Genomic DNA, 21,459 nt, shown 5'->3' on the forward strand with positions numbered 1-21,459 from the left:
ACGTTGATTTTTAGTGAAATCACGATAAATCCAGATATCCAGTTAGGGGCAAGCCATAGCATCACTTTCTGGCTTCTGTTGCCTTTGTGGGGTGACTGTTTTTGGTTTGCTTAATGCTATATTAGCATAGAATCGCATGAATATAAAATGCGATAGCATGAAATAAGCAAAGACAATTACCACATGAGGCTAGAATCGATGAATAAAGAAACTTTCATCGACATGACTAAGAGAACAACTATTGTTTTACCGGATGCAGTTTATGAAGATTTACAAATATGGGCTGATGAAGAAGGTAGAGCCACAGCTAATCTCGTAGCGTTTCTTGTGGAACAAGCCATAAGAGCTAAATTTCCGTCCAAGTATCCTCCTGCTTACAGAAGAGTAGAGGCAAGCGATCGCCAAACATGACATTAATAGATGGCTATTAGTTCAAAAATGTAGTGTAAAGCATTACTATCAGTACAGTTCGTATAATTTCACATCATTAATTTTGATGTCTCCAATGACTACCGTGAAAGACCCAGCAACCGATTTTCAACTTCCGCCGCATAACGAAGCGGCGTTAGAGTGGATTAGGGAGGCGATAGACCATGAATCTGGTCTGGCTCTAGTGACTGGTGGTGTTGCGCTTGGTACAGGCAGCTTCATTAATCCGTTTGGCTGGCTTGCTTTTGCATTGGCTTACAAGCCGTTAGTACGAGTTCAAAAACTTGTGCGGCTGGAAAAAATAATAACCCTACTTTTGCAAGAGTTTAAAAGCAAAGGCATACAAGTCTTTCCGATACTGAAAATACAAGACAAGAACCCTGTAGACTTATTTATTAGGTTTCCTGGGAAAACCCACCTGTTTATCTCCATCAGATCGAAAGGAGACAGCTTGATTGTCTACAACGAAGCCAAAGAGGTTTTGCAGGTGAGAAGAAAAAAGAATCGCTTAGGGACTTGGGAACCTTGCCCTCTAGTTGAACTGGCAGATTACAAAAGCTGGTTTGACAAAAATAGAGATTTGTTCGGGATGTCTTCGCGTGAAGCGCAAAAGACACCCACAGCAAGAGTTTTGGTTTTATGGCCTCCGACAAAGGCATCCCCAAATCACAAAGAACATCTTTATACGGAGATAGGAAACATGAAAGTTCTAGTTCTCAAGAGAAAAGGTAGTGCATTTGTAATTCCAGAGGAGGAAGTAACCGAGTTTGTCAGAAATTGGTTAAGCAAATATGAATAGAATAAATAGCGAAAACCCCGCTTCCTGCTAGGACAACGGGGCTTTCTAAGTTTATTCACTTGGAATTGGGGATTGGGTTTCGCAGCCTAATTAGTATCCCTAATAGTAATTTTATCTTACACGATTTGGTGTAAAGCCAATGTAATACTGGCTCACCAGATGTAAAGAGCGTTTCAGGAGTTTTAGCAAAGCCTGATTTTTGAACGTTTGTACTAGAAGATTACTGCCACGGGATAGCTCCAATTCCTCCAACACACATAATGGAGGATTTGTAAAGTGTCAAAAAAACAGCTATTTCATACTGATACTACCAGCAAGCTGCTATTCGCAACTATTGCGAACCCTTGCCCCCACTGCGGTAAACCAGACTGGTGCTACTCAATAGGAGAATTTACAGTCTGCGATCGCTTTCATCAGCCTAACTATGCACTGGCTCAACCGAAACAATCGCCAACTTATGTATTAAGCAATTGCCAAAAAGTAAATAATCTTCAAGGAGGTATCGCGTAATGGTTGCACAATTCTCCAATCAACAGGCGTTTTCCTCCTTCGACATCCGAAATTTTCAAGACCAGCTAGAACCGTCCAAAGCTAAAAATAAGTTTATTTGTCCAGTTTGTGGCGGTAATGACTTATCTATTGTCCCAGAAACCGGGAAGTACAGATGCTTCAATAATTGTGAGTGTAAGGACATCAGAGAGGCGATTAAACCTTGGGCTGAAGTAGTGGCAGAAAGGGCAGGGGCTAATTACACGACTTCCCCAAAAGCGAGAATACCCAAGCCCAAGAGAATCTTGCCCAAACCAGCACCAATTCCAGATGGTGAATTAGGTTTGGTGATGTTGACGGATACTGCGACCGATATTCCCCAACCTCAAAAATTAACGAGTAGACCACCAAAAGATGTTGAGGGCAGTGCCACCGAAACAATTTATCCTTACTCAGAATCGCAATGGGTGGTTCGCTACCAGTGGCCAGATGCCAATAAGGAGAAAGGTTACAGCAAGACCTTTCGGCAATGGCATAGGCTTTCAGATGGCACACCCCAAATGAAAAAAGGCGATTTGCCTTGGGGAGCATATCGCATTGATGAAGCTCTAGCTGCTGCTAAATCCGTGACGGGAACCCCGGCACTACTCCAGCATGAAGGCGAGGGATGCGTAGAAGTTGGTCGGGAGCATGGTCTTGCTGGGATTACGTTTCAGGGCAGTGGATGGGATAAAAAGACTATCACGCCCGAATATCAACGCGCAATTGAAGCAGGCATAGGATTAATCGTTTTTCTGCATGACCCCGATGACACTGGGCTAAAGAAACTCCAGACCTGCCAGGACTGTGCAGCCGAGGTTGGGATTGGATTTATTGGAATTAACCCTCACGACATCTGCCCCGATTTACCATATAAATCAAGTGACATCAAAGAAATTTTGGGGCAAATGGAAACACCAGAATTTATCCGCAGGCTAGAAGAGGAGATCCACGCGGCCGTAGCGCAGCGATCGCTTGAGTTGGCAGAGTCTGAAACTATTGAAAAAGAAGTTACAGATTTATCTAATTTCAGTATAGATATTGACCCAGCAGACCCGGAGGCATTCTACAAATCCGTCTGCCAATCCATGAATTTACCCTACTCTAACTGCGTAACGGCGGGTACTTTTGATGGCTGGGCTTACCGAAAAATCTTTCCTCAAACAGAATGGATGGTACTGAATTCATCCTTTTACAAGTGGTCACAAGAGAATAAGCAATGGCAGCACCAAGATGATAATAAAGCTTACAAGCTCCTCGCTGACGCTGGAGAATCTGCTTACAAGCTCTCTTACACAAAGACATTTGGTTGGAGAATAACCAAACCTTACGAAACTAACGCACACAAGGAATCTGCCTTTAAATATTGCCGCAGTCGCTTAGAACCAGCTGAACCACTGCCAACCAATACTCATTTATTAGGGTTTAACAATTGTGTCGTTGACTTGCGAACTGGTGAACAAATGCCTCATCGCAAAGATTTTTACCTCACTAATATTATTCCCCACGATTACGAAGCCAACAAACCATGCCCAGAAGTTTTTCTCAAATTTCTAAATGAAAGCTTTGGGTCAGAATTGGTTGAAGTGATTCGGGCGTTCACGAGTATGTTTTTAGACCCAACTGCCCCTTATGGTCGGTTTCCCCACTTAATTGGCTTAAGTGGTGGAGGCAAGGGGACATTGGGAAGGTTTTGGAGTAGTTTATTTGGCGAGTCCGGCTCTAGTAGCGCCACACATTTTGCGGATATTTCTACACCTGAAGGACGGCATCAATATTTAAGTGGAAAGCGGATATTTGGATTCCCTGATGTAGGAGGTTATGCCGAAGGAGTCCGAGCTTTTTACGAATTAGTTGACAATGGGCCAATGAGCGGACGCGCTTTATTCAATCCAGTAGCTTATTCAATCCAGTGGTACATTCGGTTTTGGGTTGCCTCTGTAAGTCATCTACAAATCGAAAATGCTGGAGACGGCTGGATGCGTCGAGCTTACCCAATCCCAGTAAAAAACCGAGATGTAACCCCTGACCCAGACTTGTGGCTGAAGCTACAAGAGGTGAAGTCGGACATAATTTCTTGGGCTTTAGCAATGCCACGAGCAGAACGCGATCGCATTTTGTTATCGCCACCAAGTTCGGATCGGGCGAAGAATCTCGCGCTAGAAGCATCTTTGTACGGGGACTCGACCAAATCCTTTGTGGACTTGTGCTTACGCCCTTCAACGACCGAAACATTTATCCCACAAAGTCGTTTACACAGCTGGTATGTACTTTACTGCCGGGAACATGGTTATGCACCTTTGGGGATGTCCAAATTTATTAGTCATTTAAAAACAGTCTTGCCCCACAACTTCAAGGAACGTAGCTGGACACCCACGGTCAACGGAAAGCGCGAAAGAATTCAGTCCCACTTTGCATTCATTGAACCACTGGCTGGGGTCTTTGAGATGAAAGTACCGGAGGGGCCACCGGATTCTTCACTTTCCAGGGCGGAATTTTGGTATTGCTTTAAAGATAAATGCCTTGAAGGGGGAATAGAAGAATTCGAGGAGTTTTTTCATCCTACCAAAACGCCAGAACCCTTACACAGCAAGACTGTCCACCCTGTCCACCCACTAAATACCCTTCGATTTGACCCTGGACAGCCTGAAACCCTTACACAGCAGGGCTGTCCACCCTGTCCAATTGTCCCTCCCCAAGAATTAGCATTGCAAAAAAAAGATGAGTTAAATTCTGAAAGTGAAGTTAATCAATTTGTCAATTTAACTGATAACCCTTCAGTCCCCCTAGACTTGGTGGGCAACCTGGACAGCCCTGCTGTGACTGGGTTTGAGCCTGTCCAGGAAGTAAATATTGTCGAAAACTCTTTGGACAGCTTGGACACCCCTGCTGTAGCTGGGTTTTCTACTCACCAAGATGCTTCTCCACAAGTAAACACTGCGCTAGCTTCGGCCCCAGTCATTGCGAATTCAGTTAAATCAGCTGATGTGGCAAATATTGGTGTCAGCCTGGATCATGGACAATGGAAAGTTGGGGATAAAGCTAACTACTGTGGACAGTCGGTGTCTGTTTCTCGAATAGACACCGAAGATGGCTCAATTATGGTTCGCCGACCAGATGGTGAATTGATAAATACACGAGAAAGCGAATTATCTCGCCCGGAATTGAAAGTTGGGGATAAAGTTGAATTTTTCAATGACAGTCTTCGCAAGTGGCAAGTAGGAATCATTAAGAGCGTTCAACTAATGGATACATATTTTTGTAGCGCAACAATTGATTATCGAGGCTTTAAAGGTAAAGTATGCCAATTAGAAATCTTTAGGAGTGATTGGATAAAATTTCTGCATGATTAGGCAGTGGATGAAAGCGATGTCTACTTTTAAGGCTGGCTGTGACGCTCTTCGTCACTGATTGTGCTGTCCCATCAGTTCATCCTGCCATTAATATTTGGCTGACGGAAGCTCGCATATTGCACTTCATATCCATAAGTCGGTTATTGTGCTTAAAGCAATCGCGTCCTGCTGCCTTTGCCTGATATAGTGCTTTATCCGCTGCTGCAATTATTTCGTCAAAGTTAGAACCCGGCTCAGGAATTATTGTGGCTAACCCAGCACTCAGGGTTACATGAGAACTAACTTGTGAATCTATATGAGGAATTGCCAGCCTTTGAATAGCAAAGGAAATTCTCTGTGCGACTCCCGTAGCACCTAATGCGCCTGTATTAGGTAGAACAAGAGCAAATTCTTCCCCACCATAACGGGCAACTAAATCAGCAGGACGTTGAACAACATCTTTGATGGCTTTAGCAATTTCCCTAAGAGCGCGATCGCCTGCCTGATGACCATAAGTATCGTTGTAGGATTTGAAGAAATCAACATCAAGTAGGATGAGAGACAAAGGCTGTTGTTCGCGTGCCATGCGCCGCCACTTTTGGTCTATATACTCTTCAAACCGTCGGCGGTTAGCTACTTGAGTTAAAAAATCGATAGTAACTAACGTAGCTAATCGCTGCAATTTTTCGTTAGCGGCAAGGAGTTTTTGATGTAGCTGCGATTGCTCAATCAAACGTCTTACCCGTTGACGCAAAACTTGCCAGTTAATCGGTTTGGTAACATAGTCCATTGCCCCTGCAAGAAATACTCGCTCAATTAACTCAGTATCCTCAAGTTCTGTAATCATTAAAACTGAGGTGTACTTAGTTGAGTCAATACTCAGCAACTTGGCACAACACTCAAACCCTTTCATATCTGGCAAGATGGTGTCAAGCAGTACTAGTTCTGGGCGCAATTGTTGAAAAACATTTATTGCCTCCGTGCCATCTTTTGCTTGGGCTACTCGATATCCTGATTGCTCTAGCAAAAGTCGCAGTTGTTGACGGTTAAATGCTTCATCGTCAACAATGAGAACTAAAGATTGGTTTTCTTGATGAGTAGCTTTCATTATTGTCATCAACTATTTCTTATGTAGTTCTAAAATGTTGCGCCTACAAGTTGCAACTTTTATAGCCTTCAGTTCTAAAAGCAAAGCTGTCAAAAGAGAAAAATTCTCTAACCGACAGCTTAATATTTGGCTCACTGAGTATTACACACTCAAACTTAGGGTTCTGTACGGTTTCAGACATTTGGCTCCTTAGTACAAAGCTTTTAACAAGGGCTGCCCGGTCAGAGCCGAATCGTTGCCAATCTTCAATCCATTAATTGGAAAGTGATGGAGACGACCTAATGAGGAATACCCTGTACCGAATGGCACTAAGAAAAGGGAAAATCGTTGAGGTAGCTCTTGTGCAGAGGAGCGGAGGAGCAGGGGAGAAAGAAGAAGGAAGAAACATACGGACAGACACAAGAGGCATACGGAAAGAAGCAAGAGAAATTCTCCTCTGCCCCCCTGCTCCTCTGCAATCCTTACGCCGCCTACCCTTCAGCTTAACTTAGTGCCATTCTACCCTGTACCTTTGAACGCCAATGTCTCGCAGCGTTCGGCTTCAACTTTCTTGTTAGGTCGTGCAAGCACAACTTGTAAACCAATGATGATGATTGGTTTAATGTCCCACGCGAAAAAAGGCAGAAGGTAGGAGGCAGAGGGCAGTTTCCTTCTGCCTCCTTCAATTACTCCCTGAGATAGATAAATAAGTTAGTAGACGCAATGGTATTATTTCGACAGCATATCAACAGCATATCAACAGCATATAATCAGTAATTTTTAAAATAGCGAGTCTGGTTCCTTATCTGATGGCGTGATTATGCACTCATCGGTCGCCTCATATCTAAATAAAATTACACGGCATCACCAAGCGCAAGCAGGTGAAACTGCTTTTGGAACGTCTCAATATGGAGCTTGAACGCCAGGTAGAAAAGCGAATCGCTCAGTTGCAGCAAGCACTGGACTTTGAAGTAAGACTCAAACGGATCACTGATCAAATTCGCAACAGTCTGGACGAAGGTCAGATATTGCAAGTGGTTGTGCAGGAATTAACCCTCGTGCTAGGCACAATCTGTTGCCATACAGCTTCCTATAACCTCGAATCTGCCACTTCCACTGTCCTTTATCAGTACACAACCTCTGAATATGAAACTATTGCCTCGTCACTTTCATCTGTTGGTCAGGTAGTTTTCATGAACGCTTTCCCTGAAGTGTACCGTCAGCTTCTGCAAGGTGAGCATTTCCAATTCTGTGAAATAGATGTCAGCGCGGTTCGCAAGCCGTTGGCAATTTTGGCTTGCCCTATTATTGATAATCAAGCCATTTTAGGAGACCTTTGGCTATTCAAACAGAGAACGGATGCCTTTAGTGAGCTAGAAATCGGGGTGGTGCAACAGGTCGCAAATCAATGTGCTTTTGCTATTCGTCAAGCCCGTTTTTATCAGGCATCTCAACAGCGAATTGAGGAACTTGAACGATTGAATCATCTTAAAGATGATTTCGTAAGTACAGTTTCACATGAGTTACGCGCACCCATAACTAACATCAGAATGGCAGTTGAGATGTTAGAAGCTATTTTGAAACAATCACAGATACTTGAAGCTAAACACAGTAGTGCCACTCGTTATCTGCGAATTTTACGAGATGAATGCCAGCGAGAAATGAATCTGATTAATGACCTGCTGGATTTAACTCGTCTTGATACCAAGACCGAACCATTAGTGCTGACCAGCAAGAATCTTAGTTCATGGATTCTTCAGATTATTGAACCTTTTGAAGAACGATTTTGTACTCAGCAGCAACAGTTGCACATAGATATTCCGATTGAAATACCTGTCTTAACTACTGATTTCTTCCAATTAGAGGGTATTCTAGTGGAGCTATTCAACAATGCCTACAAATATACTCCTGCCAACGAAACTATTGCAGTATTGCTACGTGCCACACCGTCAGCTTTGCGATTAAGCGTGAGCAATTCTGGTGTAGAAATTTCTACATATGAACTTGCTCATATCTTCGATAAATTCCACCGCATTCCCAGTCATAACCCTTGGAAGCATAGAGGAACAGGATTGGGGCTGGCATTGCTTCGTAAGCGAGTGGAACAACTTCAAAGCACCATTATTGTGTCTAGTGAGCAGAAGTGGATCACCTTTACACTGCAAATCCCTTGGAGCATAGAGCAGGATTAAAGGATTTAATAGCACCCTCAATAGACTTGTAGCCGACAAGAAATTGGGATTTCGTTCTAATGCAGAGGTAAGGACATACTGTGGGGTAATAAACCTATTGCATATAAAAAACCCTGGATAAATACCAACTCTATCGAGATTGCAATTTATCTAGGGTTGTAAAGTATCTATTTATGTCTCGTAAAAACGTAAACTTAGTATTCCCAAAAATTTTGGGATTTGAACATTAATAGTGGGTTCAAGACCATCACGATCAAAGATAGTCATTTGACCGCGAACATACTCGATTAGCCTCGCCCTCTGAATAATAGAGGCAGCAAGGGTAATGCTACTGGCACGCGATTAACAGCTAAAGCTATTATGTTAGGTAGGTAACATAATCAGGGCGAACGCATCTAAAGTATACGTAATGACTACTGAAATTGAGAATCAACGAAAAAATTAGTATTTCTGGCTTGATTTATTTTCCAAGGCTCAAAGCGATCGCTAAAATCTTTGTCAATAAGCAGGGTTTAATGAGATTAATTTTACATCTATTGAGAATAGATTAGTCTTGTTGACATGATGCGGCCGCCCTGGTAACATAATAGTTTTAGCTGTTACACAGCTTTAATATTCGTTGAATTGTAACTTGCTTAACGTGAGCATTAGTAATGCTAAAAAACATTGGTAGTACACAACCACACCGCACTGTGTCACACTTGCCTAATACTAAAAACCTTCTGCTTGCTGCTTTGTCCCTTGATGTGTACGAGCATCTCAAAAACAACATGGAGCAGGTCGAGCTTTCATCCGGCTCGATACTTAACCGCCCCAACGAAACCATCAACGAGGTCTACTTCCCTCTCACCTGCCTGATCTCGGTAACAATCACAATGATGGATGGCATGACGGTTGAAGCCGGAGTGGTCGGCAGCCGCGAGATGGTAGGGATCAACGCCTTCATGGGCGGTCGGGAGACGACGCAGACTGAGTACATCGTCCAGGTTCCGGGCAAAGCGATGAAAATGAAAGCAGATTTGCTGCTTTCGGAGTTCGATACCAATAAATCGCTGCGCGACGTGATGCTGAAATACACGCAGGCTTATATGGCGCAAATCTCCCAAAACGTTGCCTGTAACCGCCTTCATACTATAGAACAACGCATGGCCCGATGGCTGCTCGAATCGAGTGACCGTCTTGCCTCGGATGAACTGTTCCTGTCGCATGAGTTCCTCTCCAATATGCTGGGCGTGCGCCGTTCTGGTGTTACCGAGACAGCCCAGCGTCTTCAAGAGAAAGGTCTCATCCAATGCAGCAGAAAGAAAATCAAAATCATTGATCCGCAGAGCCTAGAAGAGACCTCCTGCGAGTGTTATGGGGTAATCAAAGACGAATACGACCGCTTGCTAAGGTTTAAGCTAGAAAGATAAAGCATGGCTTCATGTGTAGTTTGCTAATGATAATAAATACAAAACAAAAACGCTAGAATTTCAGCATAATTGTTGAAATCTAGGTAAAGCTATAGAGACTCTCATGCAATTAGGGAGCAAGTTGAGTTAAAACATCATCACATCAATATTATATAGTTGCGCTACACGTATGGGCTATTACGTGGAATACAAGCCTCAAAGTCTTCTCGATTCATTCATACAAGGGCGCGAACGCTGGCAACTACCACCATAAAAATACCCCCATATTCTGGGGGCGAATGATGTGGTATATGTTCTTTAAAGAACAGAAGAGAATAACTCTGTTTCGGTATAAGGATTTCGGTATATGTGCCCATAGTAGCAAGATATCTCTCAAGGACTTGGGCGCTCACTGACTCTTCAAAATCTCTTTACAACAACTAATCAATCTACTAACACTTTAGTTAAGTTGACACGCTGATGCCTCTTACAGCGTGAACTACCCCGCCGTAAGACGGACGAGGCTTCCCAATTCATCGGGAACAGCCTCCAGGACTTTGGCGACACGTTAAAGCTAGAAATTTTTACTAGAAAAAACATTCAGTGTATCTACAGTAGTTAAACAGCTTTAGGTTGAATAATATGTAACGGAAAATAGGAGTATGTTATTTTACAGGTAACCGTTGGTTGCCTGTAACTTCTCGCTTCATAATGATTATGCTTCAAGGGATTGAGCCGAGATGTTTGTAAAAGACAAATAAATGAGTAAGAATAACACTCTAATTTCATCAAAGAAATTTAACTCGACCAATCATATTAAACTAAACCTTGGGAAAAAGCGATGACAGTCTTAGCTATACTGCCGTGACTGCCGTGTATGGTGTCGAATATCTATATTTCAAGCGATACCACCTGATACCAAGGTGCAAATAATTCTTTTAGGAGAAACGTTTCTCCTAAATGCCTACTTCATTTAAACCAAAATCCTACCTGCGGCTTTGAGTATCCGTCAGGCGAGATAAATGAAAAGGTTTTGCAATTGCTGTGGATAAGTGCGCTCTGTTGACAGCTGATTCACCACAGATTAAGGTTTGATGCGGCTACATTGTGTTAGTGCAATAAAATAATGCAAAAACTAAAACCTCTAGTCTTTGCAGCTAAAAGTTTTAGTTTTAAAAATTAAATGTTTTTAAAAAGCCTTTTAACGAAAATATAAATTTTTAATAATAAATAATTACGAAAGTCAGTTTTCGCCACACGACTAAGACTACTAATATCCATATAGGTAACTTTTCGTTTAAGTACTAAGGAGGTCGGCGTAAATAATTATCGTTGGGATAAGGCAGTTCTTGCTGGGGACAGGAAGCAGAGGGAAACAGGGTTTTAACCTTGTTTACTTTTCTTCACATAGTTTGCTTTTATTGCACCGACTTACTTACTAATAGGTTCTTATCAAGCTACCATGAGCTGCTCCGCCTCATATATGTAGTATCCACCCAAAAACCGCTAAAAACGGATACTAAGTAATTATCAAGATTTTTTGATTTGCTCCAAAATCTGCTTCCCCCTAGCGAATTGCGCCCCCCTGATACCCTAAAATCTCTTTAATAATTTTAGAATCTGACTTTTCGCGTTAAGTCTTGAAAGGTTTACTGACAAAGGATTTAAGAAACAGCACAGCAAATACGGTACAGATTTGAGCTTGATCGGTGCCTAGTTGCGCCATCACAAGCGAGAGACATTCCTTTAGTCTGTCTTCTTTCTTGTCGAAGAGCTTCTTCTCTTATTTGTTGCAATACGCGCTCTGCTTCTTGCCAAAAGATTATATCTTCTGTTTCTACTTCCCCTAGATTAATTGGTGAATACTCAAGCTCACCTGACTGGTTTCGGTTGACTGCCACTCGGAAAATCTCACCTCGTTCATCATGGGTAAATACCAGTTCTCTACCCTGCTTCTCTAGAGTTGCACGTTTGAATCTTCTAGTATGTCCGATTTTGGGGTAGACATAGCTCACCCCTAGCTCATTATCAATTTCATTTTTTTCTTGACCGATTTTATTGTCATTCTTTTTGACTGCCACAAATTGGTAAACGCTAGAGAGTTCCTTGTCAAAAACTTCGTATGCGAACTAAAAACTTACCCCAATGGCAGAATTATGGCAAATTTATGTATTATCAAAAATTGGCTCCCATTATGGCTGATTTATGGCATCTCAATGGCAAATGAATGGCAAATGAATGGAAGGAGTGAAAAGTTATTTCTCAACTAATTATCACTATTGAGAATTAGGGTTAAAACTGGCAGAATTATGGCATTTGAATGGCAGGATTATGGCACAGTAATGGCAAATCAATGGAAAATGTCAGAAATTCTGCATTTTTAAATATCACAGTGATATTATGCTCCGAGAAAAGAATAATATGATTTTTTGACGCACAGTACGCCAAAAAGTTTGGTAAGTTTTTTTGAAAAAAAAGTGATGATCAAAGCGAATTCAAGATCACTTTCATCAAAAATAACTACTAAAGAACTACTGTTATGCTACAAAAGTCACTGTGCAGTTCACTCTCGTCAAGGCTGACTTTTAAAGATTCAAGTTCTCCGACTGCTGATGATCTCCGACTGCTGATGAGGTGATTGCGTACAATATCTATTGAGTATGGAGGACTCAGAAATGGATTTGGCTTTTGTACTAATTCATGGTGGTGGACTTGATACATGGGTTTGGGAGCGAATAACTCCACTGCTCGAATTTCCGGCGCTGGCTGTGCATCGTGCAGTTCCAGGGACAAACCTGAATCGATTGAGTATTACTGATTCTGCAAAATATATTCAGTCGCAAATTGAATCAGCAGGCTTTGAGCGAGTGATTTTAGTTGCCCATTCGATTGGTGGCATCGGTGAAAGGTTAAGATAAAGCGCTTTTTGTCAATCAGTTAAAATACTCAAAACATCCTTAATAATAATGATAATCGTGTGGAGGGAAGGGGGAGGAGGCGAGGGACGCTCGCCTCCTCCCCCTATTTTTGATTATCATTATCTTAAAAGTCTTTAATAGCTTAAACAGCAGATGAAAAAGTATTGTAACGATGTAAAAAGTGGACAACATTGTTAGGTAAATTCAATGATCAAATGAGGTAATGAAAAGTTTGGTTTTCTACCATGTCCAAGCGACCAAAAGTCAACTCTGACCACGCACAACGACATCATACTCCGACTATAGATAATGAAGCGATCGCTAAACGCTTAGAAGCTTTATTAACCCCAGCAGTTTTTGCTCAACAAAAATATTATAAGCAGTTAGGATGTCGAGACAGGATTCTTAATTTATCGTTAATGGTAGCAGCAGTATTAACACTGTTGTGGCGACAAGTTCCTGGCGTTCAAGAGTTGAATCGTCTGTTAGCACGAGAAGGTTTATTATGGTGTCATCCCACAAAAGTTGCTCAACAATCATTATCAGAAAGATTTTTAGTTTTCCCTGCTGAATTATTTGAGCGGGTCTTTAAAGATTTACTACCTCAGTTACAATTAAATTGGCAGCAACGACTTAGGCGAACACTGCCAGACAGCGTTAAGTTTGCACGGGCGAATTTTGAACATATTTGGATAGCTGATGGCTCTACATTAGAAGCATTATTTCGCAAGCTCAAAAGCCTGGAAGACTTAAAAACAGGACAGTTAGCCGGAAAAATTTGTACAGTTATTGATTTGGTAACTCGTTTACCCGTCGAGGTTTGGTTTAACAATAATCCCGCAGCATCAGACACCAATTTTGAAACTGCATTACTAAATTTACTATCTCCTAAAACTCTAATTTTACTTGATAGAGGTTTTTATCATTTCCAATTTTTGCAACAACTTATTGACCAAGAAGTTAATTTTATTACTCGCTTAAAAGCCAGAGCATCTATTAAATACTTAAAGATTTTTAGCTATGACCATTCGCTTAAAGACCGATTGATTCAACTTGGAACTGTTCGTCGTGGCGCACCAGTTCTCACTTTACGTTTAATCGAAATTAAAATTGGTAAAACTAGCTATTCTTACATTACTTCTGTCCTTGACCCCAAAATATTACCTCCCTATGTCGTTGCAGATTTATATCGTCGAAGATGGAGAGTTGAAGAAGCTTTCTACGCAGTAAAACGTTTACTGGGGCTATCTTATTTGTGGACTGGTTCTATTAATGGTATCAAGCTACAAGTCTGGGCTACTTGGTTATTTTATGCTGTTTTGATTGACTTAGGAGATGCTGTTGCAGACGAATTATCCCTACCATTCGACCGCATTTCTTTGGAGATGATATTTCGCGGTTTGTACCATTTTAGCGTCGCAAATGACAAAGGCAAAGCGGATGACCCGATTAAGTACTTCGCTGCCCCAGAGAATCAAGACTTAGGCGTGGTTAAATATCTGCGAAAGCCAGTCTCCAAGCTAGATTTCTCTCCTTTTCCTGCACCCTCTTGACAAATGTGCAATCACTCTAACCTCTTACGAGTGGATTGGTGGTGTTCTTGCCCCGACCGTTGCAACGTTGTTACCCCAACGAGTGGTGCATATCGTTTTTGTGGGAGCCAATATTCCGCCAGAAGGAAATTCAGCGATTTCGATTTTCCGTCCGTCTGAACGTTTCGGAATTGGAGTGTGGTTGCGATTAATGGCGTGGAAGATTTCCTTCATGGATAAAGCTGTGGAGGAAGATATGCGGAAAACCCTTTGCAATGATATGGATGAGGCAACAGTGCAACAAGTCTTGGCAGGTGGTAAGCACCCAGAACCACCAGCGATATTTTACGAGTTAGTTTCACGGTTACAAATGCCGTCGATTTCTTGCACTTACATTAAGTTGCTGCAAGATCAGAGTATTCTGCCACCGTCAAAACAGGATGAGATGGCAGCAAACATTGGAGCAAAGGTTTTAACTCTGAATACAGGACATACAGCTATGTTGAGTCGTCCTCATGAACTAGCGAAATTGCTAAATGGCATTGTGAGTGAGATTACAGTTCAGCAAGAGTAGCGATCGCCGCAGTGGGTCAAATTGAGGTGATTTGAGAATATAGAGCCTGAAATCTCCTTGCACTGACTACATAAAGTCATTCCCGTTAAAGACTCAAATCTTCCTCCTGCTGTTGCTGTTGCTTTAACTGCTGCCCATAATTTATAAGCTGCTGATTCCAATCTGCCGCCTTGCACTTGATCCTGAATGACTGTGGCAGCAATTCCTTAACAACTCGTGCAGCTGCATTACCCTCATCGTCCGAGTCAAAAGCCACTTGTAAATTAGGAATATGCTGCAATTGCTCTACTGGTAAGCTTTTGGGATTATCTACCGCCATGTACAAAGTTCTATTGGGTGGCACGTCGCCTCTAAGCTGATATTCCAGCATGGCAAAAGAAACGGCATCGATGGGCGATTTCAAAAGCACCACTTTCTCTACAGGTTCAGTTGGCTGTCCGCCTAAGCGGAAGTGAAACCAGCTATCACGCCGCTTAGTCCCTTTTTCGTAACCTTTGAAAGTGTTGTTCTCGCCCCGTGTCCCCCGCAGGAATGCTCCTATTGCCTGGGGTTCTTCTAATAGATTCCGCATGACGAACACAGCGTTTTGCTGATCATCAGCGTAAACTAACCCCCTTTTATGCAGAAGTTCCACAAAGTTTGATGGTATCCCCCGTTTCTGGGTCAGGTAGTTGGAGACAGAAGACCACTTGCTTTTATCCTCAACTGGTAGCCTGAATTTGTCGCGTGGTTCTAACTGGATAATTTCAGCAGTCACTTGACGACTTTTTGCTATCGCTGCTCGTTCTGCTCCAGCTTCACCAAATCGCTCATGTAACCAGACGACCGCCTGACGCAGATTGCATTGGTTAACGTGCATCACCAAGTCAATCGCCCCACCTGAGCCTTTCTGTTGATCGGGGGCGAAATCGTAGAATTTGGGCCCATCTATATTAATGATGTGTCCGTGACCCTTCCATTTTCCTTGGCTATTGTGTAGCCCCAATTCCCAAGCCACATCAACAAGTGGCAAGTCGCGCAATTGATTGGTCTGAGATTCTAACGATCGCACCCGCTTCTCTAGTTGCTGTCGTTCCTTCTCACTAGCCCTAGCCCGTTGCTCTGCACTCTCTAGTCGCTCTTGCATGAAAGCGCGGTCAGCCAGTTGGTGGTTGAGGACATGGAATTGGTCATCATTCTGAATCCGGGCAACGTAATTTGTAGCTGATTCAAAAGGTTCGGGTTCAAGTTTTTTATTCGACCAGACGGCAGTGAGTGGTTCACTGTTAACCGCTTGGTAATATTCCTTTACTTTGGTGTGGGTTGCCTTACTGCCCTTGACCCCCCGTTCAATGCCCAAAGGAGCGAGTGCAGCAGCATAGCTATCTTGCAACTTGGATAACTTAATGCTGGCAGCGCGACCATTACCCCCAAACATTTCTTTGTGGCTTAACTGCAAGGTTTTCTGGTTGATGGGTACAACATAGGCATGAATGTGGGGAGTAGCTTCATCCAAATGCAATTCTGCCCTGACGCACTTATCACCATAGTTGTTGACTAGCCAACTGCGAGAAGCCTTAACAAAGTCCAACATTCGGGGGTTATCCCATTCGCCTGCCTTTGATGGATTATCGGGGCGAAAATATTCTGGGGATGCCGAGAGAAAAATATCGCTACACAGCACGGCATCCTTGCGCGGTTTGTGTAAAGTTGTGTTGGCTATCTTGTTTTTCACCAAAACTTCAAGCGGTGAATCATCCTCCATGCCAATCAGCCGGATATTTTTTTTAGTGGTGTCGGCATTTGGGGTATCTTGTAAACGGGCAGTATGTTTTTCACTACCGCCAATGTTGCCGAAAGACTTGAGTTTTTCAACGCGCAGAATCGCTAAAGCCACCATTGGTTTTCAGGAGGGTGTAGGGTGTAGGGTGTGGGGTGTAGGGGGATGAGATAAAGGGAATTAGTGATGAGTAAATCTCCAATACAGTCTTATCAAGATTTACAAGTTTGGCAGGAGGGGATGAATTTAGCAGAAGCCTGCTATTTCGTAACAAAATCCTTTCCAAAAGAAGAAACTTATGGGATGACCAAGCCCCGTTGGGGCGGGGTGTTGGGTGTGGGGTGTTGGGTGTAGTGAATATTTAGCCCCAACAACCATCGGGACACAAGCCCCGTTTTTTAGGACGATTGCATTGGGCGGAGTCCCAAGCTCCGTCCAATGCCGTATTCCCTACACCCCACACCCTAACCCCCACACCCTTCTTGATGACATCACAAATCCGTAGAGCAGCAGTATCTATTCCAGCTAATATTGCTGAAGGTTATGGACGAAGAAGTAGAGGAGAGTATCTTCAGTTTTTATATATAGCGCAAGGTTCACTTAAAGAATTGGAAACCCACCTAATCTTATCTAAACGAATAAAACTTGCAGAAATCCCAACAATTGATCCAGTTCTTGCTCAGTGTCAATTAGTTGGTAGGCTACTCCAAGGTCTTATTCGCTCTCTGGAAAACAAGTAAACCCTACACCCTACACCCCACACCCTACACCCTGTGCCAATAGGGTGCAAACTCCCCGCAGGGGCGAACGAAACTTCTGCGTCTTGAGCGAAGCGAAAGATGGGCGCAGCCCACCCGCAGGGCGCAGAAGTGTAGTGAGTACACCACCAACATGGTACACCGAGGCGAAATTCTGCGGCAACAGCACCCACTCCTGCTGCAAAGCGACCTCTTGGCACAAAAATAGAGCAACTCAGCACAAATCTTGAGCAACTTGGCACAATTTGGTCAGCTAAAATCAGCATTTAGGGTCATGAACCGAGGTGAATCACGAGTGCCAGATTGTGCTAAATTGGTGCAATATCTGCACTTATTCAGTGCCAATCTGCTCTAAATCTGCACTAAGATCAAATCATCGTTTTAACCAGCTATTTGCATGACTGACATTTACCTCAGCGTGGACGTTGGTGGGTCGCAAACTAAGATAATTTATCAAGTGGATGACCAGACTAAACCAAATTATGTTCTGCTGCCACCAGCGATAGAAGAGATTACTAAGGATAAACTTAATTTTTTCATGGAACGCTTGGGCTGGATTGGTAGCCCTTCACCAGACCAACAACTGTGGGTTGAGTGGAATAACAGAGTGGTGGTGTTGGGTGAGTTCGCGGCTAACTTTGATCCGCTTGACCGCATTAAGGAACTCAAATATGAGAATGCCTTGTGGAAAGTATTGAGTGCTGTTGGCTTAATTGTTGAACTCAGCTTAGTTAAGGTGACGGCGAAAAAACAAATTAATTTGGAGTTGGCGTTACTTCTGCCGTGGAATGAGTACAGCGATCGCCGCCGCTTTGAAGAACAGTTACGGGTGATGCTGGCTAATTTTACGGTACGCAAACAATATTTAAAGGTGAACTTAGAGCGTTTCTTGTGCCGTCCTGAAGGTGGGGGATTAGCAGCACTGCGAATCAAACAGCAGGGGGTAGACTGGTTACGCACTTCCCAACTGGCGGTGTTGATGTTTGGTCACAGGAACACGACAGCACTTTATTTTGACCGGGGGCAACTGAAGCTGGGGGATAGTCCACTGTTGGGCTTTGCCAATATGTTGGATATCGTGCTGGATATGACGAGCGGTTTAGACCGAGAGCGTTTATCTTCGGCAATATTTGATGCACGCTACACGATTATTGATAAGGTCTACAGCAAAGACCGTAATTGCTCGGCACGCCCTGATTGGATAACTTTTGACCGAATACAAGCCCTAGCAAGTGCGAAAGACCCCACTTTAAGACAAAAAGAAATTTCTCATATTGCTGATGCAATCAGAGTGGCAACAGCCCAATATTGGGATAAGCTACAGCGGTGGATGGACAAAATATTACCCAGACCGTTGAACGAAGTAATCATCGGTGGGGGCGCTGCTTACCATGTAGAAGTTGAGTTGGAGAAATATTTTAATTGTGCATGGCAACTCAAGAAAATAGATACGTATAGCAGTGTTTACGAGAGAACTGGTCAATACATCCCCAAAGACGACAAATTGCCAATGATACCGATGGTTTGGGGTAGTGGTTTTATAACTCAGGTGCAAGAAACTTTTAATTTAGATGAGCAGCAAACGTATAGGTATAGTACCTCAGCGCGTTTGGTGGACTGCTTTGGGATGTTTGATTATTTGTTGGGGATGGAGACAAGTCAATGAACCAAAGCAAAAAGAAACGCAAGTCTCTGAGTTTGCGGCTTCAGCCTTATGAGGGTGATGTTTTAGCGGAGGTTGTCGATTACTTGAACTCGTTGCCCAAGGATGAGGCACAGCGTAAGATGGCTGATATCTTGGTGGCTGCTTTCTTGCCAGTGGCGCGATATTCAAGCGGTAATTTTACGCCAGAGCAGATCCGTTTTGCTTGTTGGGAAGCGCAGGACTCGTTGAATAAACACGGTAGTTATATGCGTTTTGCTCTGGGTGTGGAACAACCGCAGTTTGTTCTGTCACAGCCAGCGTTGACTGCACCAGTTGTAGCGGTCAATGCCCCAAGCTACAAGAGTAATGCTTTAGAGTCGCCTGAGCTTGAGGGAGAAGCGGCTGATTCAATCAGACCCGCTTCAATAGTTCAAGGTCAGGCTTCGTCTCAAGAATTGGATGCGATTTTTGGAGGAGATTGAGCGAAGAACTAGCATAAGAATCGCCTGAGCAGTTGTAGCTGTTAACTGTGAGGCGGCAATTGTCGTGACTATGTATTTTTTCAGTCGTATTTAGAGTTTATTCTTGCTTTTTTTAGTTTTGGCTCAAAAAAAACTGGCCCTATATTTTGGCGTACTGTGCGAGAGTTTTAGTCAGGAATTTTTGGGGAAGAAATCAGGGTGGTAAATTAGGTTTTTGGGGTCAAAATCCTTGTATTTACCTTATGTTTACCTTGTAAATACCTTGGAGATGCCATTGTTTTACCTTATTTTTGACAAAAAAGAGGCATTTTGTAAAAAACGGTGATTTTCAGTGTTAAAGGTCTAAATAAATCCTTATATTTACCATTCAGATGCCATTGAAATGCCATTGGTTTACCTTACAAATGCCTTTTTTAAAAAAATCCTTGTAAATACCTTATAAATGCCTTTTAGTTAAATAATGTTTAGTATGCGAAGTTTTTCGTCAGCCCTGATAAAATCAAGAGCGAAAAAAAGTTCATTGATGATGAGCCAAGGGTAAGGTATGGAAGTCAAAAGCGAAGTGACAATAAAATTTAGTGGCGAACTACCAACAGCTACACCAGCAGAAAATAAAAAAGTTGCAATCGAGTTGACCGATCAGAACGGCATAGTCTTCACCGCTCAAGTTAACGCCAAAAGTTGGCGTAAGGCTGAAACTAGCGCCTCGGAATTCGCAGACTGGGCTGGGGCTGTATCGGGCAAGCTTGGCGTGCGAACAGAAAACGGGTTTGAGATTATTGACGCGGGAATTCAGCTTTTTGAAAAGAAGGCGAAGGAGGTAAAACCAGATGTAGGGGCTACTGTATCTGAAGCTGGTGTTTCTTCATAGACAGTGTAAATAGCCATGTTATTGAAAAGTTGTTGTGAAGCGATTTTGAAGAAAAGGTGATCACCGAAGACATCCACCGACAGTTCATTCTAAGATGGGCATATATACAGAAATCCTTATAGCGAACTCTCATTATTCGATTGTGTCCTTTTAAGCACATCAACCACATCAATCGCCCCCATATTCTGGGGGTATTTTTCTGGCGGTAGTGGCGAAAGCGAGGTAACAATCAAATGAGCGTGGCTCACTACCATCTGAGGTAGTGTTAGGCGTAAGCTGTAGACATCAATGAATCTAGAAGACTTTGAGGCATCGATTACACGTTTGACTAATTACGTGTAACTACTGACTATATTATATTGATGCGATTTGAATAAGTCAGGCGTATAACGACCAAGCTTACCGCCGCCCTTCCGGCAGGGACAAAGTGAGAAACGAAAAAGCGTTGAATCTATGGATTTGTTGTTGATAAATGCTGGTAAAGGCTTATAAGGCTTAAGCGCTAAATATTAAGCCATCTTATCAGCTAAACAAAAAGCCTTTCTAACTACATTTAGAAAGGCTTTTTATGATAATAAAACCTGGCATCGAGCTATTTTTGCGTAGGGCTACCCTTAAACTATCGTGGCCGCAGCAGCGTTTCACCTCTGAGTTCGGGAAGGGTTCAGTGTGGTGACACTACGCAATAGACACCAGGAAAATTAATTTAAAAGAAGAATTAAAAATAGTTTTGAAATTTACAAAACCCTCTTGATTACACAGCAACTTGTTGAAAACCAATAATTAATGAGGTCAAGCCCTCGGTCTGTTAGCACGGCTCGGCTGCATACATTACTGCACTTGCACCTACCGCCTAAGAACGGGTGTTCTTCCCGTGGCCTTACCCACTTACGTGGTGAGAGTACTCATCTTGAGGTGGGCTTCCCACTTAGATGCTTTCAGCGGTTATCCGCTCCGCACTTGGCTACCCAGCGTTTACCGTTGGCACGATAACTGGTACACCAGCGGTGCGTTCCCCTCGGTCCTCTCGTACTAGGGGTACAGCCGGGATACGTGCAAAATGGGACACGTTGTAAAGTTTTGTAAACAATAGCTCTACAACCCTTGCCAGACCTACCTTCACAATTTCTCAAACCAAAACTAAGAGCTTGTCATCATCCAA

The 21,459-nt window shown here is 43.0% G+C and carries 17 protein-coding genes, 2 rRNA genes and 2 pseudogenes; 15 read left to right on the top strand and 6 right to left on the bottom strand.

Annotated features, from left to right (window positions below):
- The first annotated feature begins 198 nt into the window (after positions 1–198).
- The 4 genes from LC608_RS30745 (at position 199) to LC608_RS30760 (ending at position 5,109) form a co-directional block, all read left to right on the top strand.
- Complete coding sequence (locus LC608_RS30745; protein WP_225893030.1) at positions 199–411, top strand: hypothetical protein; 213 nt, start codon at positions 199–201, stop codon at positions 409–411.
- Positions 412–505: 94 nt separating this feature from the next.
- Positions 506–1,228: a hypothetical protein gene (locus LC608_RS30750; RefSeq protein ID WP_229557182.1), complete on the top strand. Its 723-nt coding sequence runs from the start codon at positions 506–508 to the stop codon at positions 1,226–1,228.
- Between the two features lie 276 nt (positions 1,229–1,504).
- Positions 1,505–1,738: a hypothetical protein gene (locus LC608_RS30755; RefSeq protein WP_229557183.1), complete on the top strand. Its 234-nt coding sequence runs from the start codon at positions 1,505–1,507 to the stop codon at positions 1,736–1,738.
- Entirely contained in the window at positions 1,738–5,109 is a 3,372-nt protein-coding gene (locus tag LC608_RS30760) for a primase-like DNA-binding domain-containing protein (protein WP_229557184.1), read from the top strand. Before LC608_RS30755 ends, LC608_RS30760 begins: the two co-directional genes overlap by 1 nt.
- A gap of 76 nt (positions 5,110–5,185) precedes the next feature.
- Here the strand turns inward: LC608_RS30760 and LC608_RS30765 are convergent, their stop codons facing one another.
- Complete coding sequence (locus tag LC608_RS30765) at positions 5,186–6,196, bottom strand: PleD family two-component system response regulator (RefSeq protein ID WP_229557198.1); 1,011 nt, start codon at positions 6,194–6,196, stop codon at positions 5,186–5,188.
- 281 nt (positions 6,197–6,477) lie between these two features.
- On the opposite strand from LC608_RS30765, the gene LC608_RS30770 reads away from it, so the two are divergent.
- From LC608_RS30770 to LC608_RS30780, 3 genes are all read left to right on the top strand, one after another.
- The gene (locus LC608_RS30770; RefSeq protein ID WP_229557185.1) at positions 6,478–6,687 is read left to right on the top strand and encodes a hypothetical protein; all 210 of its coding nucleotides are present in this window, start codon (positions 6,478–6,480) and stop codon (positions 6,685–6,687) included.
- A gap of 396 nt (positions 6,688–7,083) precedes the next feature.
- Positions 7,084–8,367 (top strand): HAMP domain-containing sensor histidine kinase, encoded by a 1,284-nt coding sequence (locus LC608_RS30775; protein WP_229557186.1) that lies wholly within the window; start codon positions 7,084–7,086, stop codon positions 8,365–8,367.
- Between the two features lie 653 nt (positions 8,368–9,020).
- Entirely contained in the window at positions 9,021–9,779 is a 759-nt protein-coding gene (locus LC608_RS30780) for a Crp/Fnr family transcriptional regulator (protein ID WP_229557187.1), read from the top strand.
- A gap of 1,643 nt (positions 9,780–11,422) precedes the next feature.
- On the opposite strand, the gene LC608_RS30785 is transcribed toward LC608_RS30780, so the two are convergent.
- Positions 11,423–11,839, bottom strand: a complete 417-nt coding sequence (locus tag LC608_RS30785) for a hypothetical protein (RefSeq protein WP_229557188.1) — start codon at positions 11,837–11,839, stop codon at positions 11,423–11,425.
- Between the two features lie 594 nt (positions 11,840–12,433).
- On the opposite strand from LC608_RS30785, the gene LC608_RS30790 reads away from it, so the two are divergent.
- The 3 genes and pseudogenes from LC608_RS30790 to LC608_RS30800 all read left to right on the top strand — a co-directional run bounded on the left by LC608_RS30790 (position 12,434) and on the right by LC608_RS30800 (position 14,782).
- Positions 12,434–12,676 carry an alpha/beta fold hydrolase gene (locus tag LC608_RS30790; RefSeq protein WP_229557189.1) on the top strand — a complete coding sequence of 81 codons (243 nt, stop codon included), beginning with the start codon at positions 12,434–12,436 and terminating at the stop codon, positions 12,674–12,676.
- Between the two features lie 245 nt (positions 12,677–12,921).
- Positions 12,922–14,217, top strand: a pseudogene (locus tag LC608_RS30795) (IS4 family transposase); the annotation flags it as partial.
- 97 nt (positions 14,218–14,314) lie between these two features.
- Positions 14,315–14,782 (top strand): hypothetical protein, encoded by a 468-nt coding sequence (locus LC608_RS30800; protein WP_229557190.1) that lies wholly within the window; start codon positions 14,315–14,317, stop codon positions 14,780–14,782.
- A gap of 85 nt (positions 14,783–14,867) precedes the next feature.
- Here LC608_RS30800 and mobV read toward each other — a convergent pair whose 3' ends face one another.
- Complete coding sequence (mobV, locus tag LC608_RS30805; RefSeq protein WP_229557191.1) at positions 14,868–16,661, bottom strand: MobV family relaxase; 1,794 nt, start codon at positions 16,659–16,661, stop codon at positions 14,868–14,870.
- Between the two features lie 66 nt (positions 16,662–16,727).
- Between mobV and LC608_RS30810 the strand changes: the two genes are divergently transcribed.
- Entirely contained in the window at positions 16,728–16,895 is a 168-nt protein-coding gene (locus LC608_RS30810; RefSeq protein ID WP_229557192.1) for a four helix bundle protein, read from the top strand.
- 131 nt (positions 16,896–17,026) lie between these two features.
- Positions 17,027–17,281 (top strand): annotated as a pseudogene (locus LC608_RS30815) (four helix bundle protein); the annotation flags it as partial.
- Between the two features lie 10 nt (positions 17,282–17,291).
- Here LC608_RS30815 and LC608_RS30820 read toward each other — a convergent pair.
- Positions 17,292–17,501, bottom strand: coding sequence for a hypothetical protein (locus tag LC608_RS30820; RefSeq protein WP_229557194.1), 210 nt, complete (start codon positions 17,499–17,501; stop codon positions 17,292–17,294).
- Between the two features lie 195 nt (positions 17,502–17,696).
- Between LC608_RS30820 and LC608_RS30825 the strand changes: the two genes are divergently transcribed.
- The 3 genes from LC608_RS30825 (at position 17,697) to LC608_RS30835 (ending at position 20,297) form a co-directional block, all read left to right on the top strand.
- A complete protein-coding gene (locus tag LC608_RS30825; protein ID WP_229557195.1) occupies positions 17,697–18,965 on the top strand; it encodes a ParM/StbA family protein in 1,269 nt (422 codons plus the stop codon).
- Positions 18,962–19,426, top strand: coding sequence for a hypothetical protein (locus tag LC608_RS30830; RefSeq protein ID WP_229557196.1), 465 nt, complete (start codon positions 18,962–18,964; stop codon positions 19,424–19,426). Before LC608_RS30825 ends, LC608_RS30830 begins: the two co-directional genes overlap by 4 nt.
- A 544-nt stretch (positions 19,427–19,970) precedes the next feature.
- Positions 19,971–20,297, top strand: a complete 327-nt coding sequence (locus LC608_RS30835) for a hypothetical protein (protein WP_229557197.1) — start codon at positions 19,971–19,973, stop codon at positions 20,295–20,297.
- A 579-nt stretch (positions 20,298–20,876) separates the two neighbouring features.
- On the opposite strand, the gene rrf is transcribed toward LC608_RS30835, so the two are convergent.
- Both rrf and LC608_RS30845 read right to left on the bottom strand, forming a co-directional pair.
- Positions 20,877–20,994 (bottom strand): 5S ribosomal RNA (gene rrf, locus LC608_RS30840).
- A 91-nt stretch (positions 20,995–21,085) separates the two neighbouring features.
- Positions 21,086–21,459: ribosomal RNA gene (locus LC608_RS30845) — 23S ribosomal RNA — on the bottom strand; the annotation flags it as partial.

The organism is Nostoc sp. XA010 (genome assembly GCF_020829625.1).
Classification (GTDB): Bacteria; Cyanobacteriota; Cyanobacteriia; order Cyanobacteriales; family Nostocaceae; genus Nostoc.

Bases quoted from the DNA above. Each gene is read 5' to 3' on its own strand.
- LC608_RS30825 (WP_229557195.1), top strand. From the start codon at position 17,697: ATGACTGACATTTACCTCAGCGTGGACGTTGGTGGGTCGCAAACTAAG.
- LC608_RS30810 (WP_229557192.1), top strand. From the start codon at position 16,728: ATGAGTAAATCTCCAATACAGTCTTATCAAGATTTACAAGTTTGGCAG.
- mobV (WP_229557191.1), bottom strand. From the start codon at position 16,661: ATGGTGGCTTTAGCGATTCTGCGCGTTGAAAAACTCAAGTCTTTCGGC.
- LC608_RS30830 (WP_229557196.1), top strand. From the start codon at position 18,962: ATGAACCAAAGCAAAAAGAAACGCAAGTCTCTGAGTTTGCGGCTTCAG.
- LC608_RS30775 (WP_229557186.1), top strand. From the start codon at position 7,084: ATGGAGCTTGAACGCCAGGTAGAAAAGCGAATCGCTCAGTTGCAGCAA.
- LC608_RS30790 (WP_229557189.1), top strand. From the start codon at position 12,434: ATGGATTTGGCTTTTGTACTAATTCATGGTGGTGGACTTGATACATGG.
- LC608_RS30780 (WP_229557187.1), top strand. From the start codon at position 9,021: ATGCTAAAAAACATTGGTAGTACACAACCACACCGCACTGTGTCACAC.
- LC608_RS30745 (WP_225893030.1), top strand. From the start codon at position 199: ATGAATAAAGAAACTTTCATCGACATGACTAAGAGAACAACTATTGTT.
- LC608_RS30765 (WP_229557198.1), bottom strand. From the start codon at position 6,196: ATGAAAGCTACTCATCAAGAAAACCAATCTTTAGTTCTCATTGTTGAC.
- LC608_RS30770 (WP_229557185.1), top strand. From the start codon at position 6,478: ATGAGGAATACCCTGTACCGAATGGCACTAAGAAAAGGGAAAATCGTT.
- LC608_RS30760 (WP_229557184.1), top strand. From the start codon at position 1,738: ATGGTTGCACAATTCTCCAATCAACAGGCGTTTTCCTCCTTCGACATC.
- LC608_RS30750 (WP_229557182.1), top strand. From the start codon at position 506: ATGACTACCGTGAAAGACCCAGCAACCGATTTTCAACTTCCGCCGCAT.
- LC608_RS30835 (WP_229557197.1), top strand. From the start codon at position 19,971: ATGGAAGTCAAAAGCGAAGTGACAATAAAATTTAGTGGCGAACTACCA.